Raw genomic sequence first — 16523 nt, 5'->3', positions numbered from 1 at the left:
GCCGCTCTGTTGCTCAACCCATAGCAAGCGGCCCAGTAAAGTTCGCTCCCTTCAGGGCAGCGGCACACATCCGTCAAGGCAGCCGGCAGAGGTAGCGCCGGATCATCTTTGGCCACTACAAAAGCAAAAGCCCCAGCTCCTGGGCGGCCTGGAGCTGGGGCCTGATCCAGCTGGCTGGGGGGCCAAGGCAGCTTGATCAGACTTTGCCGAAGAGCATGCGAACCCAGCCGATCGGCTACTCGGTCCACGCCCGCGGTCGAATTACTCAAACCTCAACGGCCCCTGTCGTCCTTGCCGTTAGGACTGCCATCTCCGCCACCATTGCCCCAACCATTGTTGCCGCGGTGGTGCACCAAGCCACCGCCGGAATGGGCGATGGCCGTGCTGGTCAGAGAGGTCGAAAGCAAGGCTGTGATCGCAGGTGGCGTCACCACCGCGAACTTTCCGCAGGTCTTCAGAAATTCGCGACGGTCGTCATCTTGGTCGGGCATGGTGTTCTCCGCGTTGGCCGAAGGATTAAGGCGTCTAAATTAAATTAAATCAAATTAAATAAGTTCACTGATGGTGTGATCACGAGAATGCGACCCGAGGCGAGTTAGGTAGTCGCGTTCAGTCGGTATTCATTGGTGGGGGACCTACTGCGCCGCCTTCCAGGCACGTGAGTGACCATATGTCCTTTGACGCGTTGGCTGTACCGCTTGGCTGGCTCGACCGCACATCGCGCCGCCAAGATCGAGACCATCCTGGCAATGTAGGCTGAGCAGTTTGTGATTCGCTGCGGGTGCGGCGGCATGAAAACGATCGTGGGGCGAAAGCTCGGCTCGGTACTGGACCAACCGCTTGAACGCATTTCCGACTGCGCAGCTCGCCAACCTTCAGCCTGCGGCAGACGGAGCGCTGATCTCTTACGAGCTGCCGGTTCAATCCGATCATCGGGTAGGCGGGACAGGCGGCAGCTTCCTGTTGCCAAGTATCGGCTCGCCTGGTGCTCGGTCCAGTGGCGGATGTGGCCTTGCGAGGCCCGTCGTACCGGGCCGCGTCTCGTTGCTCGCCGTCCTTGTGTCGACCCCATCGAGCGTCGTGACGAGCGCCGCGAGGATCGTAACGATTACCGCAATAGCGAAAATTACGACTGAAGTGCGGTGGCTATTCCACTCTTTATTCATGAGGGGCCTCCACAACTTCCGAAACGTAATACGGCCCGGATAGTTCCCCGCGCGTTACTGGTGCGATGGAGTAAGACGTCGGTGGAAGTAAACTTCCGTGGCCTGCTCAGAACCGTCGAGCGGGATTAAATCGGACTTTGCATCACGACGAGATGGGTCTGAACGATGCCGGGGCACCCGAGGATTACTCGATGACCTCGTCGCTCTGAGGCAAGCACGACGCTGTTTTGTCGGGTGCGCGGGGGGCCGTGAGCGTCGGCTCAGACCAACAAACCCTCCTGATGTGGCGCGAAGATAAAATCCTGAGGTCTGAGGGCTTCCTCGCTATGTACCACCACGTCGTTTCCCAGACCGAGCGTGATCGTGCTCTCGTGTGTTATGGGATCAAACAGCGAGATACTCAGATCGCTGAAGTTCTCTATGTGAAGCGCGGAGACATCGATGTGATCGACTCCCAAATTCGAGAGCCCCTGCCCGAAATCCTCGACCTTGTCGTGGCCGTTGTCGAAATTGAACACAAACGTGTCGTTCCCGCCTTTAGCCAAGCCAAGCATCATCTGGGCATCGCCCCAGATATCATCATTTCCGGTGCCGCTTACTAGTTTATCGTCGCCGCCCCGTGCGTGGTCGGACATGGATCGGGCATCGCCGACGAGAACGGTCTCATAGCTGCCCGCCGAATGCGGATTTGGATCATCGCCACCAACCAGTGTGTCATTACCGCCGTCGGCGTGGCCGGACATGACCGACGCATCCCCATACGCCTGATTGACCAGCCCGGAGAAAACGGTTCCGCCGATATAGATGTCGTCTCCGCCAACAGCTCGATCACCCATATTCCCGCCAGCATCGCCAAAGAAGATATTTTGGTCTTGCGTGCCTGAGGCCTGGAAAGTGTCGTCGCCGCCGTGGGCACGATCGGACATATCGCCTGCGGCGTCGCCATAGAATGTACTTCCCCCCAAGCCGGTCTTGTTGAAGGTGTCATCCCCGCCTCGGGCGGAACCGGACATGTTGCCGCCAGCGTCGCCGGCGAAGACATTTCGATCGGTCAGGGTTACATCACTTGAGTCATTGAAGGTGTCATTCCCACCGGCGGCGAAGGCGGACATGTTTCCACCGGCATCACCAAAGACAAAATTGAACGGATTGGCTCCGCTCACGGCGAAGCTGTCGTTGCCGCCAACCGCATGACCAGCCATGTCACCGCCGGCATCGCCATAGAGATAGCTGTTGTACTCAGATCCGCTCGCAGTGAAGCTGTCATCGCCGCCACGGGTATAGCCGAGCAAGCTACCGCCCGCGTCGCCAAAGAACACTAGATTACTGTCCGGTCCGACATGGCCAACGAACGTGTCGTTGCCCCCCGCCGCGCGATTGATTAAGTTGCCGCCGACGTCTCCGTACACGGTGACGGTCTGATGCCCGCCACCGGAAACGTTAAAATGGTCGTCGCCACCACGGGCGTGACCGGACAAGATTCCGCCGGCATCGCCGTAGGCATTCACCTTCACCCCGGGTGTAAAGGTCGGGGGCAGTTCGAGATTAAGGGTGTCATCGCCGGCAATAGCCCAAGCCAAGATATCACCGCCCGCATCGCCATACATATTCAGGATGAAAGTCTCACCAATGGGAACAGCAGACGCGAGCACCTGCGCTGACAACGTATCATCGCCGCCCCGTGCATGATCGTAAATACTACCGCCCGCGTCGCCGAACAGACTTCCCGCGCCGGAAGTTACCAATGTGTCGTTACCGCCAATTGCGTGGTCGAGTAAGTCCAAACCCGCATCCCCGAATAATAGGTTCGTTGGTTCAGAACCAATCAGAGTTTGGCTCCCGCCATGCTGTCGTCCCGTGAGCGACCCAGTCGTATCGCCGAATAAAACCGCCATGGCCCCCTCCGTAAATTCTGATTCACGTGAAGATGCGCGGTGGACATCTACAACGCTTCGTTGCTATATATAAATCACATTTTAAATCAGTTGAATTAATAATTTAAATGATGTTATGAGGAGCTTGGCGACGAGTTTGCTAATCTGACGATGCGGCCTGCGCGGCCGCAGCACTTCCCCTGTGCCGCGGCCTTAGAAGGAATCTCGTCCCGTCCGATCCGAACTCAGCGTCCGCGGTAACACTGAGAATCGCAGCCGTCCCGCGGCTAGCCAGCGATCGCCCGTTACAGTTCGTGCAGGGGTCGATTGGACGGTCATGGCACCGCGAACATGCAATCGCGCTGCGGCCCGTAGCGTCTCAGAGCCAAGGAGGGACCGATGCGCCTTGTGTTGCCATACGTGGGAATCGGCATCTGCTTTTGTGTCGTGCTCTGGTTCGCGTCGAAGCTTGCCCTTTAGGGCGGCATTTTGCTCGTTCGGAGCGCCCGCCGATTTTGGCGCCGAATTCGTTGCTGCGGCCATCCGCTTCAAGGAAATGTAGTCGGGGTAATCGTATTGGGGTGGGAGCGGTATGGCGTATGAAATTGCCGGGCAGGGGCTTGGCTGGCATTCGCTTAGGACTCAAGAGCCGACTTCTCCTAAAGTGGCCAGCCTGCACAAACAAAGAAACCCGCAAGCTTATTCGCGGGTTTCACTCCTTGTGCTGCCGGCAGATCGCTGGCGATCTCTCGTTCCAAAGGCGGTAGTCGCAAGCTGCTATTTCTTTGGCGCAGAGCCATCCTTCAAGGAAGCGTTGTAGTCGGCCTGCGAACTATTCATGTTTGATTGATTGACGGGCGCACTGCTACCGGTCGTGGTCCCGACCGCGTTGGGTGTCTCTCCCGGTGCATGAGAAGCCGCCCCGGGCCGGTCCTGGTTGCCCACATAGCCGGATTCGCCGGAATTGCGGGTTTTGATGCCCTTATCAGCTTCAGTTTGCACGTCTTGAGCAACACTGGATTGAGGTGGCGCGCTCGTTTGTTGCTGCGCGGCAGCAGGTATCGATATGAGTGGAAGTGCGAAGAGCAATGCCAAAGACAAGTATCGCATGGCCATTCTCCATGTAGGCCCCGCCGTTCTATCAACGCGAGCAACCCCGAACATTTCCGCTAAACCTACAAAAACTTACGACTGGAGCGCTGTCACGTTCACAGAGGACGGACTACCCCAAGGCTGAACGCAATCTGTGTCCTTTGTCCGTGCTTCGCTAAGTCTTAGTGTTCAATACTATTGTGAGGCTCGCAGGAACGAGAGCGCGACGGTTTCGTTGTGCTTGTCTTCTGGACAAGAAGGATAGCAGTCATGGACCGTGAACATGTGAAGGGCGCCGCCGACAAGGTAAAAGGCGCTATCAAAGAGGGGACTGGCAAGCTCACCGGAGACAAGGATCTACAAGCCGAAGGCAAGATGGATAAGGCCAAGGGGTCCGTCCACAACACGGCGGGAGACGTGAAGGACGCCGTGCGAGACGCTGCTGACGCGCTCAAGAAATAAGTGAAGAAGAAACGTCTGAAACTAGCCGCCTCAGGCGGCTTTTTTTATGTCAGGCACGGCGCCGGACTTTGAGCGCGCCACTAGCTGAAATCGCCACGGCTTCCGCGTGTCGCTGGTTTCCCCCGCTCGTTGAGGCACCCGGCCCCGGAGCCGAGCGATGCACCGCTAGATGCATCCAAGAGCTTTCGTTGATTCAGGGTGTGCTGCATTCGCGGCATAGGCCAGTCAAAGTGCCACCTGCATCGCAACGGCCGGGCAACAAGTTTGGGGGAAACACCATGATCCATCGGACAATCTATCTGATTTCGGCAGCAATCCTTGCAGCTGCGACCCTCCTATTTGCCGAACTAGCGCCTGCAAACGCCCAAGTCGTGGCTCTCGGTGCAAGCAATACTGCGGGCAAGGGCGTTGGCGAGGCCGCAGCGTACCCGACCCAGCTTGAGGCCATCTTGAGATCGCGAGGCTCGCCTATGACGGTCGCAAATGCAGGTATCTCTGGAGATACGACCGGCGGAATGCTCGCCCATCTCTCCAGCTCAGTGCCTCAAAGGCACCAAGTTCGTCATTCTTCAGTTGGGCGGAAATGATAGTCGGAAAGGCGTTTCCGAAAATGAGCGACGCGCGAATATCGCAGCCATACAATCGCAGCTGCGGGCGCGCGGAATCCGAACGGTGAGCGCCGACGGGCTCGTCAGATCGGCTCTGAAGTCGGGCATGGCGCAGCCCGACGGGATCCATTTGACAGTAGCCGGGCACCAGCAAGTCGCAGTCGGGCTCGCGAAGATGATCCGCTGATCGAGTGGGCGATCGCGTTCTTACCGAGCACCCTCACTAAGGACACGGAACGCTTGATTGGCGGGTTTCGAATCGTCTTGGTTGTCGAGAACATCCCATCGCCCCTCGAACGGTGCGATGGTCTTCAGGCTCATGAACGCCGCGGTGTCCCAATTCTTGGGCGTCGACATTTGCCCAGCTACAGCGGAATTTCGCACGATGAAGTAGCGCACAGGCTGTTGCGCGTCTTCCTTGCCGAGTAGCACGTAGATGGTGAGTTGCGAAAGCGAATTGCGATTGCCGCACGTACCAAGGCTGGCTTCGCACCGTCTTGACCTGGACCTTTGTCAGGGCTGGATCGCCGTGCCGGCCGACGAGCAGATCGTAGCCGGCCGTGTTGCGATCGGCGAGCTGTGCGTCATAGCCTCGGCGAAGCAGCTCGCCCATTACGAAATATTCGCCCGCGTTGCCGGTGGGAATGCCAGATTTTCTTTTCTTGAGTTTCATTGTCAAAGTTCGAGGTGCAATCTCTGCAATGCTCATAAAGCTGATCTCCTCGTCGGTACAGTAAGAGAGCGCCATGGAGATTATTTGAATCTTTCTGCAAAAATTTGAACGAAGCAGAGCACTTCAGAAGGTTTGCAGAGCGGTTCAAGCCCCCTGGCCGGTCCTGTGCCCACCTGTCTCTGTTGCGCACGTACCGGCGCAGCAGTTCCGCCGGAGCCGTTGGTCAGGGTGACTCGCGCCATCAATGATGCGGAAGCGGCCCTAGCAGGATACGCTAGGGCCGTAAGGACTTTGGCTCAATACTCGCAAGCGGCGGCTATGTTAGGAAGTGGAAGTCCGTGGCATGCACGGCGCCATTGATTGTGATGGTCTCGTCGTGTTGGTCCAGAGCCGAGTGTACGAGCCACTGATTGCTCGACCCGATCTGCGTTAGCGTTGCTCCGTCGGCGGCTAACCCAAAGCCATGAAACTCCAGCGTGTCTCCTTGGGACGCGCCATTGCCCGCAAAGTCAGTGATAGTGGCACCAGCCGTTGCTCCCGAGACGAATACGAAATTGTCATTGCCTCCCCCACCGTTCAGATTGTCATTGCCGCCGCCACCGTTGATGGTGTCGTTGCCGCCGTTGCCGTTGAGGAAGTCGGCGCCTGACGATCCGGTGATGGTGTCGCCGAAGCTGGAGCCGGCCACGTTGTTGACGCCGCCGGTGATGGCATCGGTGCCGACCGAGCCGTCGCCGCTGGCGGTGCCGGCCGACAGATTGACGTTCACCGCAGCGGTTGCGTTGTTGTACTGGATTTGGGTGGCGCCGTTGCCGGTGATGGTGTCGTTGCCGCCGTTACCCTGGAACGAGTTGAAGCCGCTGAAGCCGGAGGCATTGTAGCTGTCGGCAGAATTGCCGCCGACCGCGCTGTTGACGCCGGTGAAGGTGTCGGTGCCGACCGAGCCGTCGCCCGAGGCCGATCCCACGCCGCCGGCGCCGATGGTGATCACGACGCCGGAGGTGGCATTGCTGTACTGCACCTGGGTGGCACCGTTGCCGGTGATGGTATCGTTGCCGGCATTGCCCTGGAACGAGTTGAAGCCGTTGTTGTAGCCCGAGGCGTCAAAGCTGTCGGCAAAATTGCTGCCGATCGCCGCATTGACCCCGCCGGTGAAGCTGTCGTGGCCGGTCGAGGCGTCGCCCGTCGCCGAGCCGGCCCCGTTCACCCCGATCGTGATGCTGACCCCGCCGGTCGCGTTGCCGTAGAGCACGCGGGTGGCGCCGTTGCCGGTGATGACGTCATCGCCGCCAAGGCCCTCGAACTGGTTGAAGTTGCCGTTGCTGGTGGAGACGTTCAGCGCACCGCCCAGGCCATAGCCGGTCGCGTCATACGTGTCGGCATAGCCGGTGCCCTGAACACCCTCGATGTTGCGCAGCGTGTCGGTGCCGATGGAGGCATCGCCGGTCACCGTGCCCGCGGCCATGGCGACCGCGATGCCACCCGTCACCGTGTTCAGGCTGTTGTAGCTCGCCGTGTCGAACCCGCCGCGGCCGTCCATGTAATCATCGCCGCCGAGCGGCGTGAACGTGTTGCTGTAGCTGGAGCCAAGCAGCGTGTCGTTGAACATCGATGCCTGAACGGCGTTCACGCCGGTGAAGGTGTCGGTCCCCTCGGTTGTGCCGGTCGCACTGCCTGCAACGGTGATGGCCGTGCCGGCCGTGGTCTCCAGATCGACAGAGACCGCCGCCTGCGCGATCGCGTAGTTGAGGCGGGTGTTGCCGTTGCCGGTGATGCTGTCGTTGCCGCCGGCGCCGGCAATATCGTTGAAGTTGCCGTTGCTGGTCGAGGCATTGAGAGCACCGGGGGCGCCATAGCCGGTGGTATCGAACACGTCGTCGAAGTTCGTGCCGCGAACCGCTTCCACATTGCGGAGCGTGTCGGTGCCGATGGTAGCATCACCGGTCACCGTTCCATTGGCCAGGTTGACGGTGATCCCCGCGCCGGTCGCCGGGTCATTGTTGTAGGCGACAATGTCATAGCCACCGCGGCCGTCGATATAGTCGTCGCCGGCGCGACCTTCGAAAGCCTCATAAGTGAAGCTGGCGTTGTTGCTGCCGTAGATCGTGTCGTCGAAGGCCGATCCATACACGCCCTGCAGGGCATTGGTGAAGGTGTCGTGGCCGACATTGGCGAGATCGCCGGCCGCCGTGCCCTGACCGGTCCCGGCCGCAAGATCGACCGTCACCGCAGCCGCCGCACCAAGATACTCCACCCGGGTCACGGACTGGCCGAGGGCGTTGATCTGGCCGGTGATGACGTCATCGCCGCCGCCGCCCTCGAAGGCGCTTTGGCCTGCGGCAACACCCGCCTGCGCGCTCGATCCGGTAAAGCCGGCGGCGTTGAAGGTGTCGTTGAAGGCCCCGCCGACGGCGCCCTCGATGTTGACGAGCGCATCGCTGCCGACCCCGGCGCCGCTGGCCGTGCCGGCCGCAAGATCGACCGTGACCGATCCGGTCGCCTCGGTGTAGACCGCCCGGTCGAAGCCGTTGCCGCCATCCAGCAGGTCATTGCCGCCGAGGCCCTGCAGGCGGTCAGTGCCGTCCGACCCATAGAGGCCGTCGATCTGGCTGGTGCCGACCAGGGTATCGTTGCCGGAGGTGCCGAGGACGGTATTGTTGAACACGAAGTCGGTGGCCACGAGGCTGCCGACCGCGATGTTGGCCAGCGTGATCGTGTTGCCGCCGCCGAAGTCGATGACGGTGTTCGGTCCCTGCTGGGTCGCATGCGCCTGGATGTCGGCGAGGGTGAAGATCCCCGTCACGCCGGTGACGTTGATGCGGTCGCCCTGGCCGCGGTTGAAGTCGCTGACGAAGTCGGCGCCGCCGCCATCGGCGTAGACGAAGGTGTCGGCCCCGAAGCCGCCGTTCAGATTGTCATTGCCGCCGCCACCGTTGATGGTGTCGTTGCCGCCGTTGCCGTTGAGGAAGTCGGCGCCTGAAGATCCGGTGATGGTGTCGCCGAAGTTGGAGCCGGCCACGTTGTTGACGCCGCCGGTGATGGTATCGGTGCCGACCGAGCCGTCGCCGCTGGCGGTGCCGGCCGACAGATTGACGTTCACCGCAGCGGTTGCGTTGTTGTACTGGATTTGGGTGGCGCCGTTGCCGGTGATGGTGTCGTTGCCGGCATTACCCTGGAACGAGTTGAAGCCGCTGAAGCCGGAGGCATTGTAGCTGTCGGCAAAATTGCCGCCGACCGCGCTGTTGACGCCGGTGAAGGTGTCGGTGCCGACCGAGCCGTCGCCCGAGGCAGAACCCGCGCCGCCGGCGCCGATGGTGATCACGACGCCCGAGGTGACATTGCTGTACTGCACCTGGGTGGCACCGTTGCCGGTGATGGTATCGTTGCCGGCATTGCCCTGGAACGAGTTGAAGCCGCTGAAGCCCGAGGCGTCAAAGCTGTCGGCAAGATTGCTGCCGATGGCCGCATTGACCCCGCCGGTGAAGCTGTCGTGGCCGGTCGAGGCGTCGCCCGTCGCCGTGCCGGCCCCGTTCACCCCGATCGTGATGCTGACCCCGCCGGTCGCGTTGCCATAGAGCACGCGGGTGGCGCCGTTGCCGGTGATGACGTCATCGCCGCCAAGGCCCTCGAACTGGTTGAAGTTGGCGTTGCTGGTGGAGACGTTCAGCGCACCGCCTAGGCCATAGCCGGTCGCGTCATACGTGTCGGCATAGCCGGTGCCTTGAACACCCTCGATGCTGCGCAGCGTGTCGGTGCCGATGGAGGCATCGCCGGTCACCGTGCCCGCGGCCATGGCGACCGCGATGCCACCTGTCACCGTGTTCAGGCTGTTGTAGCTCGCCGTGTCGAACCCGCCGCGGCCGTCCATGTAATCATCGCCGCCGAGCGGCGTGAACGTGTTGCTGTAGCTGGAGCCAAGCAGCGTGTCGTTGAACATCGATGCCTGAACGGCGTTCACGCCGGTGAAGGTGTCGGTCCCCTCGGTTGTGCCGGTCGCACTGCCTGCAACGGTGATGGCCGTGCCGGCCGTGGTCTCCAGATCGACAGAGACCGCCGCCTGCGCGATCGCGTAGTTGAGGCGGGTGTTGCCGTTGCCGGTGATCGTGTCGTTGCCGCCGGCGCCGGCAATATCGTTGAAGTTGCCGTTGCTGGTCGAGGCATTGAGAGCACCGGGGGCGCCATAGCCGGTGGTATCGAACACGTCGTCGAAGTTCGTGCCGCGAACGGCCTCCACATTGCGGAGCGTGTCGGTGCCGATGGAGGCATCCCCGGTCACCGTTCCATTGGCCAGGTTGACGGTGATTCCCGCGCCGGTCGCCGGGTCATTGTTGTAGGTGACGATGTCATAGCCACCGCGGCCGTCGATGTAGTCGTCGCCGGCGCGACCTTCGAAAGCCTCATAAGTGAAGCTGGCGTTGTTGCTGCCGTAGATCGTGTCGTCGAAGGCCGATCCATACACGCCCTGCAGGGCATTGGTGAAGGTGTCGTGGCCGACATTGGCGAGATCGCCGGCCGCCGTGCCCTGACCGGTCCCGGCCGCAAGATCGACCGTCACCGCAGCCGCCGCACCAAGATACTCCACCCGGGTCACGGACTGGCCGAGGGCGTTGATCTGGCCGGTGATGACGTCATCGCCGCCGCCGCCCTCGAAGGCGCTTTGGCCTGCGGCAACACCCGGTTGCGCGCTCGAGCCGGTAAATCCGGCGGCATTGAACGTGTCGTTGAAGGCCCCGCCGACGGCGCCCTCCATGTTGACGAGCGCATCGCTGCCGACCCCGGCGCCGCTGGCCGTGCCGGCCGCAAGATCGACCGTGACCGATCCGGTCGCCTCGGTGTAGACCGCCCGGTCGAAGCCGTTGCCGCCGTCCAGCAGGTCATTGCCGCCGAGGCCCTGCAGGCGGTCGGTACCGTCCAGCCCATAGACGCCGTCGATCTGGCTGGTGCCGACCAGCGTATCGTTGCCGGAGGTGCCGAGGACGGTATTGTTGAACACGAAGTCGGTGGCCACGAGGCTGCCGACCGCGATGTTGGCCAGCGTGATCATGTTGCCGCCGCCGAAGTCGATGACGGTGTTCGGCCCTTGCTGGGTCGCATGCGCCTGGATGTCGGCGAGGGTGAAGATCCCCGTCACGCCGGTGACGTTGATGCGGTCGCCCTGGCCGCGGTTGAAGTCGCTGACGAAGTCGGCGCCGCCGCCATCGGCGTAGACGAAGGTGTCGGCCCCGAAGCCACCGTTCAGATTGTCATTGCCGCCGCCACCATTGATGGTGTCGTTGCCACCGTTGCCGTTGAGGAAGTCGGCGCCTGAAGATCCGGTGATGGTGTCGCCAAAGTTGGAGCCGGCCACGTTGTTGACGCCGCCGGTGATGGTATCGGTGCCGACCGAGCCGTCGCCGCTGGCGGTGCCGGCGGACAAATTGACGTTCACCGCACCGGTTGCGTTGTTGAACTGGATTTGGGTGGCGCCGTTGCCGGTGATGGTGTCGTTGCCGCCATTACCCTGGAACGAGTTGAAGCCGCTGAAGCCGGAGGCATTGTAGCTGTCGGCAAAATTGCCGCCGACCGCGCTGTTGACGCCGGTGAAGGTGTCGGTGCCGACCGAGCCGTCGCCCGAGGCAGACCCTGCGCCGCCGGCGCCGATGGTGATCACGACGCCCGAGGTGGCGTTGCTGTACTGCACCTGGGTGGCACCGTTGCCGGTGATGCTATCGTTGCCGGCATTGCCCTGGAACGAGTTGAAGCCGCTGAAGCCCGAGGCGTCAAAGCTGTCGGCAAGATTGCTGCCGATCGCCGCATTGACCCCGCCGGTGAAGCTGTCGTGGCCGGTCGAGGCGTCGCCCGTCGCCGTGCCGGCCCCGTTCACCCCGATCGTGATGCTGACCCCGCCGGTCGCGTTGCCGTAGAGCACGCGGGTGGCGCCGTTGCCGGTGATGACGTCATCGCCGCCAAGGCCCTCGAACTGGTTGAAGTTGCCGTTGCTGGTGGAGACGTTCAGCGCACCGCTCAGGCCATAGCCGGTCGCGTCATACGTATCGGCATAGCCGGTGCCCTGAACACCTTCGATGTTGCGCAGCGTGTCGGTGCCGATGACGTAGTTGACGTTGTCCGTCACCGTGCCGGCAGCCATGTTGACCGCGATGCCGCCGGTCGCCAGCGTCATGCTATTGTAGCTGGCGGTGTCGAATCCGCCGCGGCCGTCGATGAAGTCATCGCCGCCCAGACCCGTGAAGGTGTTGTTGAAGTTGGATCCGAGCAGGGTGTCAGCGAAAGAAGAACCTTGTGCGGCATTCACACCCGTCAGCGAATCGGTGCCCTCCGTGGTGCCGGTTGAGCTACCCACGACATTCGTGGCAGTCACCCCGGCCTGATTGAGGTCGGTTTGCAAGTTGACCGTGACGCCGGCAAGTGCGCTGGAGTAATTGACACGCGTATTGCCGTTGCCAATGACGACGTCGTCGCCGCCACCTCCCTGGAAGTCGTTGAACGTGCCAAACGAGCCGATATTGGTGGTGCCCGCCGTGCCGAAGCTCGCAGCGTTGTAATAATCAGCGAAATTGGTGCCGCGCACGGCTTCGACACTGCGCAAGGTATCGGTACCGACCGTCGCATCGCCAGTGACGGTGCCGGCCGCCATGTTGACCGTGATGCCCGTCGTAGTCGTGAGGTCAGTGGCATAAACGACGACGTCGTAGCCGCCGCGGCCGTCGATGAAATCATTGCCACGACGTCCTTCGAATGCCTCGAACGAGCCGGATCCGTTGTCGCTTCCGAGCAGTATATCGTCGTAGTTCGAACCCCAGACATTCAGAATGTTGCTGATCGAATCGTGGCCGACATTGGCAACGTCACCTGAAGCCGTTCCGTAGGCTTGTCCTGACTGGATGTCGACCGTCACCCCGGCGGATGCTCCAATATAGCTCGCACGCGTCAGAGCGTGGCCCTGCGCGTTCCTCCCGCCGATGATCGTATCGTCACCTGCACCGCCCTCGAACTCGGAGAAGCCGATGATGGCGGCTGGCAAACCGGTACTTCCGGTGTAGCCCGTGCCGTCGAGATAGTCGTTGAAGTTGCTGCCGACGATACCATCGATCGAGATCAGAGTATCGGTTCCGACGCCCGCACCGGTTGCAGTGCCCGCTCCTAGGTCGACGGTGATGCCACCGGTTGCTTCGCTGTATATAGCGCGGTCAAAGTCCGCACCGCCATCGAGAGTGTCGTTGCCAACCCCGCCTGTCAGCGCATCCTTGCCCGCGCCACCCAAAATCATGTCATCGCCGGCACCGCCCTTGAGCGTGTCGTTGCCACCGAGGCCAGAAATCACATCGTTGCCGTCGCCGCCGGTGAGCGTATCAGCAACTTCTGTACCCGTTAGCATGAGCGGAGCCGCAGCGATCTTCTGCTCGAGCGCAGTGCCAGTATAGTCGCTCTGCACGCTGCTAAAGGTGGTGCCGCCACTCGCAGCGTCAGAGAGCGCCTGCGTTGTGTCGCCAAAGGCCACCTGTGCTGCCTGGGCGACTTGGCTAAGATCGGTGGTGTTCGAAAGGCTGGTTGAAATCTGGGCGTTGGATTCCTGGACGACCTGAGCAATCGCATCGAGGTCAGTCGTCGAGAGCTGCTGCGCGGGCGGAAGGGTGTTGTTGACCACGGTAGCCAATGCAGAAACCGTCGCAGACGCGCCGAGGTCAACACTGCCTGCGGTCACGGTCTGGGCCAGCGCGCCGATGACCGCCTCGGCAGAGGCACCCGTTGCCGCCGAGAGCTGAGTCATGGTTGCCTGCACCTGGATTGAGGCGGCGAGAACGTCAGCCGCACCGGGCGCGGCCGAGACCGTGCCGGCGATCGGATCCAGCGTGGTCAGGCTTACCGCATCAGAAAGTCCAAGCGCCGCCTTGACGGAAGCTTCGGCTGCCGCAGTGTCCCCGCCGGCGCCCGCGACCGCTACGATCAGGTTGGTGAGTGGGGTCACGACGGTCGAGCCGCTAGGAGCCTTCAGCGTGCCGTTGAACGGCAACCCGGTCAACACGTCTATGGTGTTATGGTCGCCATCATGAACACTCTGAAGCACCAGTTGACCGCCCGATGTATCCAGGCTGAACGTCCCGTCGCTCGCGGTGTAAGTAAACAATTCACCGGGATCCAGAACGCCATTGTAAGCGCCGTTTCCGTCCGCTACGTCGACAAAGACCAGGGCGTCGGCAATGTATCCGTCGGCAGCGATGATCACATCCGGATCATTGACCTGGATGTTCAGTACCTCGGTCTTTGGAGCGACGTCCGCGTGATCGAAGGAGCTCGCCGTGATGCTCAGCGCGATCGTCTGCTTTTCAGCAATCGCATCAGGCCTGAGCTGGATGGCAAGAGTGGGCACATCACTGAGCTGGACGATCCAGACTCCAGGGTCGTCTCCTGACTGGAACCCATCAGTCAGCCTGTATTCGGGCGGGACGCCGGCAATCTGAACAGTCGATGCCAGCGTGTCGCTGAGGTCGAGGTCGCTGATCTGAATGTTCAGGGCAATTGGCGAGGATGTAACGTTGACCTCGATTCGATCGTGAGTGATCGTCGGAGCCGTCGCTACCGGCGCGATGCTCACGGTCGCCGTTGCCTCCGTACTTGTCAGGGCGCCATCAGTGATGGTGTAGGTGAACGTCGCGGCGCCGTTGAAGTCATGGGCCGGCGTGAACGTGACGCTACCATCGCTGTTCAGCACCGCGGTACCGCCCGTTCCGGTCGTCACCGAACTGATCGAGAGCTCGGCGCTGGAATTGTCGATGTCGGTATCGTTGCTGAGCAGTTGCGCTCGTGTATAGGTGATGGCGGAGCCTTCGGTCGCGGCGAGGGTATCGGCGAACGCGGCGGGGGCATCGTTCACTGCAATGCCAGTGATCGTCTTGATTCCCGTGACCGGCGGGGCCACTCCATCGCTGACGCTGGTCGCGATCGAGAAGCTTCCGTTGAAGTTCGCTGCCGGGTTGAACCTCACGTCCGCCAGCAGGGCGTTGACGTCGGCAATTGCTCCGGACGCCGTCCAGACTCCTCCGGCGTAAGTCGAGGTCACCGCGCCTGAACTCGCAGTGCTCAGCGTGCCGGCGGCCGGGTCTGACAGCGTGAGGGTGACCGTGACCGTGCTGCTATCGTCGGCGACCACGATGTCTGTAAGATCGAGCGGCGAATCTTCCGTATAGGTCTCGGCAGCAGAGAGGTTGGTGGCGGTCGGGCCGTCGTTGACTGCTATTCCGCTGAAGACCTTGGTCCCCGTCACCGGCGGGGCCACGCCATCGCTGACGCTGGCCGCGACCGAGAAGCTTCCGTTGAAGTTCGCTGCCGGATTGAACTTCACGCCGGCCAGCAGGGCGTTGACGTCGGCAATTGCTCCGGACGCCGTCCAGACCCCTCCTGCGTATGTCGAGCTCACCGCGCCCGAGCTCGCGGTGCTGAGCGTGCCGGCGGCCGGGTTTGACAGCGTGAGGGTCACGGTGACATTGGCGCTGTCGATGTCAGTTACGACGATGTCGGTGAGATTGAGCGGCGTATCCTCGATATAGGTTTCGGCAGCGGAAAGGTTCGTGGCTGTCGGAGCATCGTTTACGGCGGCAACATTGACGGTGACCGTCGCCGTCGACGTTGCGCCAGCGCTGTCTTTCATCGTGTAGGTAAAGCTGGCGACGCCGAAGTAATTGGCGTCGGCCGTGAACACCACGTTGCCGCTGCTGTTCAACGAAACGGTACCGTGCTGCGCTCCTTGCACCGATACGATCGTCTTCGTATCGTTGGCGTCGACGTCCGTATCGTTGGCGAGCAATGCGGAAGCCATGATCGTGAGACTCGTGTCTTCGTTGACGCTCACGAGATCTGCAACCGCAACCGGCGCGTGATTGGCCGTAGGCTCGATGACGACCTGTAGTTTTTCGATACCCGTAACGAGAAGATCGAAGCTGTTGAAGAGGTAGGTGGCGCTGCCGTGCGCCAGTTTGGCCTGCAGCGCGGCGATATCTGCGACAAATGCCGCTGAGCTCGCCATAGCCTGGCTGACGATCAGCCGAAGCGTGTCTTGTCCGTTTCCGCCATCGTAGATGTCGATCGCGTTGACGTTTTCGGATGCGCTGTAGACGAGAACGTCGTTGCCCTTGCCTGCGCTAACGAGGTCGCTACCAGATCCACCATCCAGCGTATCGTTTCCATTGCCGCCAAAGATCAGGTCGATGCCCGCGCCGCCGTTGACCTTATCGTCGCCATTGCCCGCATCGATGATGTCGTTTCCGGCGGACCCATTAATGCTGTCGTTGCCGTTGCCGGAGCTGATGAGATCTCCACCGGCGCTGCCGGTGATGGCGTCGTTGCCGTTCGTGCCGATGATAATCATGGCGTCTCATCCTCCTCAAAAAGGGCGCATGCGTATCCGCGCGCCGCACGGGTGTATCCGTGTGGCGATGTCCAGGCAGATTGCGGGTGTGCTTGAGGAGCCCCCTTGCCCCTTGGAAAGCGTCCCTGCCTCTGAAAACAGTTTACTGTCGTGATGACAGCGTAAATTGATTTGTAACCATCTTACCCACGGCCTGCCGCGTTGCTTTACCCATTTGGGTAAAGGTGTGCGAAATCGCACAGGCTACTGCGGCTTAACCTAAACAGCCCCGCGCGTGCGCTTTGC

General features: G+C 61.4%; 6 protein-coding genes. 2 read left to right on the top strand and 4 right to left on the bottom strand.

Annotated features, from left to right (window positions below; genetic code table 11):
- Window positions 1-272: 272 nt before the first annotated feature.
- The 3 genes from ACETMP_RS16040 to ACETMP_RS16030 all read right to left on the bottom strand — a co-directional run bounded on the left by ACETMP_RS16040 (window position 273) and on the right by ACETMP_RS16030 (window position 4150).
- Window positions 273-491: a hypothetical protein gene (locus ACETMP_RS16040; RefSeq protein WP_259218935.1), complete on the bottom strand. Its 219-nt coding sequence runs from the start codon at window positions 489-491 to the stop codon at window positions 273-275.
- Between the two features lie 935 nt (window positions 492-1426).
- On the bottom strand, window positions 1427-3061 hold the full coding sequence (locus tag ACETMP_RS16035) for a hypothetical protein (RefSeq protein ID WP_375161683.1): 1635 nt from the start codon (window positions 3059-3061) through the stop codon (window positions 1427-1429).
- A gap of 756 nt (window positions 3062-3817) precedes the next feature.
- Entirely contained in the window at window positions 3818-4150 is a 333-nt protein-coding gene (locus ACETMP_RS16030) for a hypothetical protein (protein ID WP_375161682.1), read from the bottom strand.
- Window positions 4151-4402: 252 nt separating this feature from the next.
- Between ACETMP_RS16030 and ACETMP_RS16025 the strand changes: the two genes are divergently transcribed.
- Together ACETMP_RS16025 and ACETMP_RS16020 are read left to right on the top strand one after the other, a co-directional pair.
- Window positions 4403-4594 carry a CsbD family protein gene (locus ACETMP_RS16025; RefSeq protein ID WP_375161681.1) on the top strand — a complete coding sequence of 64 codons (192 nt, stop codon included), beginning with the start codon at window positions 4403-4405 and terminating at the stop codon, window positions 4592-4594.
- Window positions 4595-5638: 1044 nt separating this feature from the next.
- Complete coding sequence (locus tag ACETMP_RS16020) at window positions 5639-5983, top strand: hypothetical protein (RefSeq protein ID WP_375161680.1); 345 nt, start codon at window positions 5639-5641, stop codon at window positions 5981-5983.
- A 208-nt stretch (window positions 5984-6191) separates the two neighbouring features.
- Here ACETMP_RS16020 and ACETMP_RS16015 read toward each other — a convergent pair whose 3' ends face one another.
- Complete coding sequence (locus ACETMP_RS16015) at window positions 6192-16238, bottom strand: tandem-95 repeat protein (RefSeq protein ID WP_375161679.1); 10047 nt, start codon at window positions 16236-16238, stop codon at window positions 6192-6194.
- Between the last annotated feature and the right edge of the window lie 285 nt (window positions 16239-16523).

Source organism: Bradyrhizobium dasycarpum (assembly GCF_042019905.1).
In the GTDB taxonomy this organism is placed as follows: Bacteria; Pseudomonadota; Alphaproteobacteria; order Rhizobiales; family Xanthobacteraceae; genus Bradyrhizobium; species Bradyrhizobium japonicum_B.
This window is presented reverse-complemented; position numbering and strand designations above follow the sequence as displayed.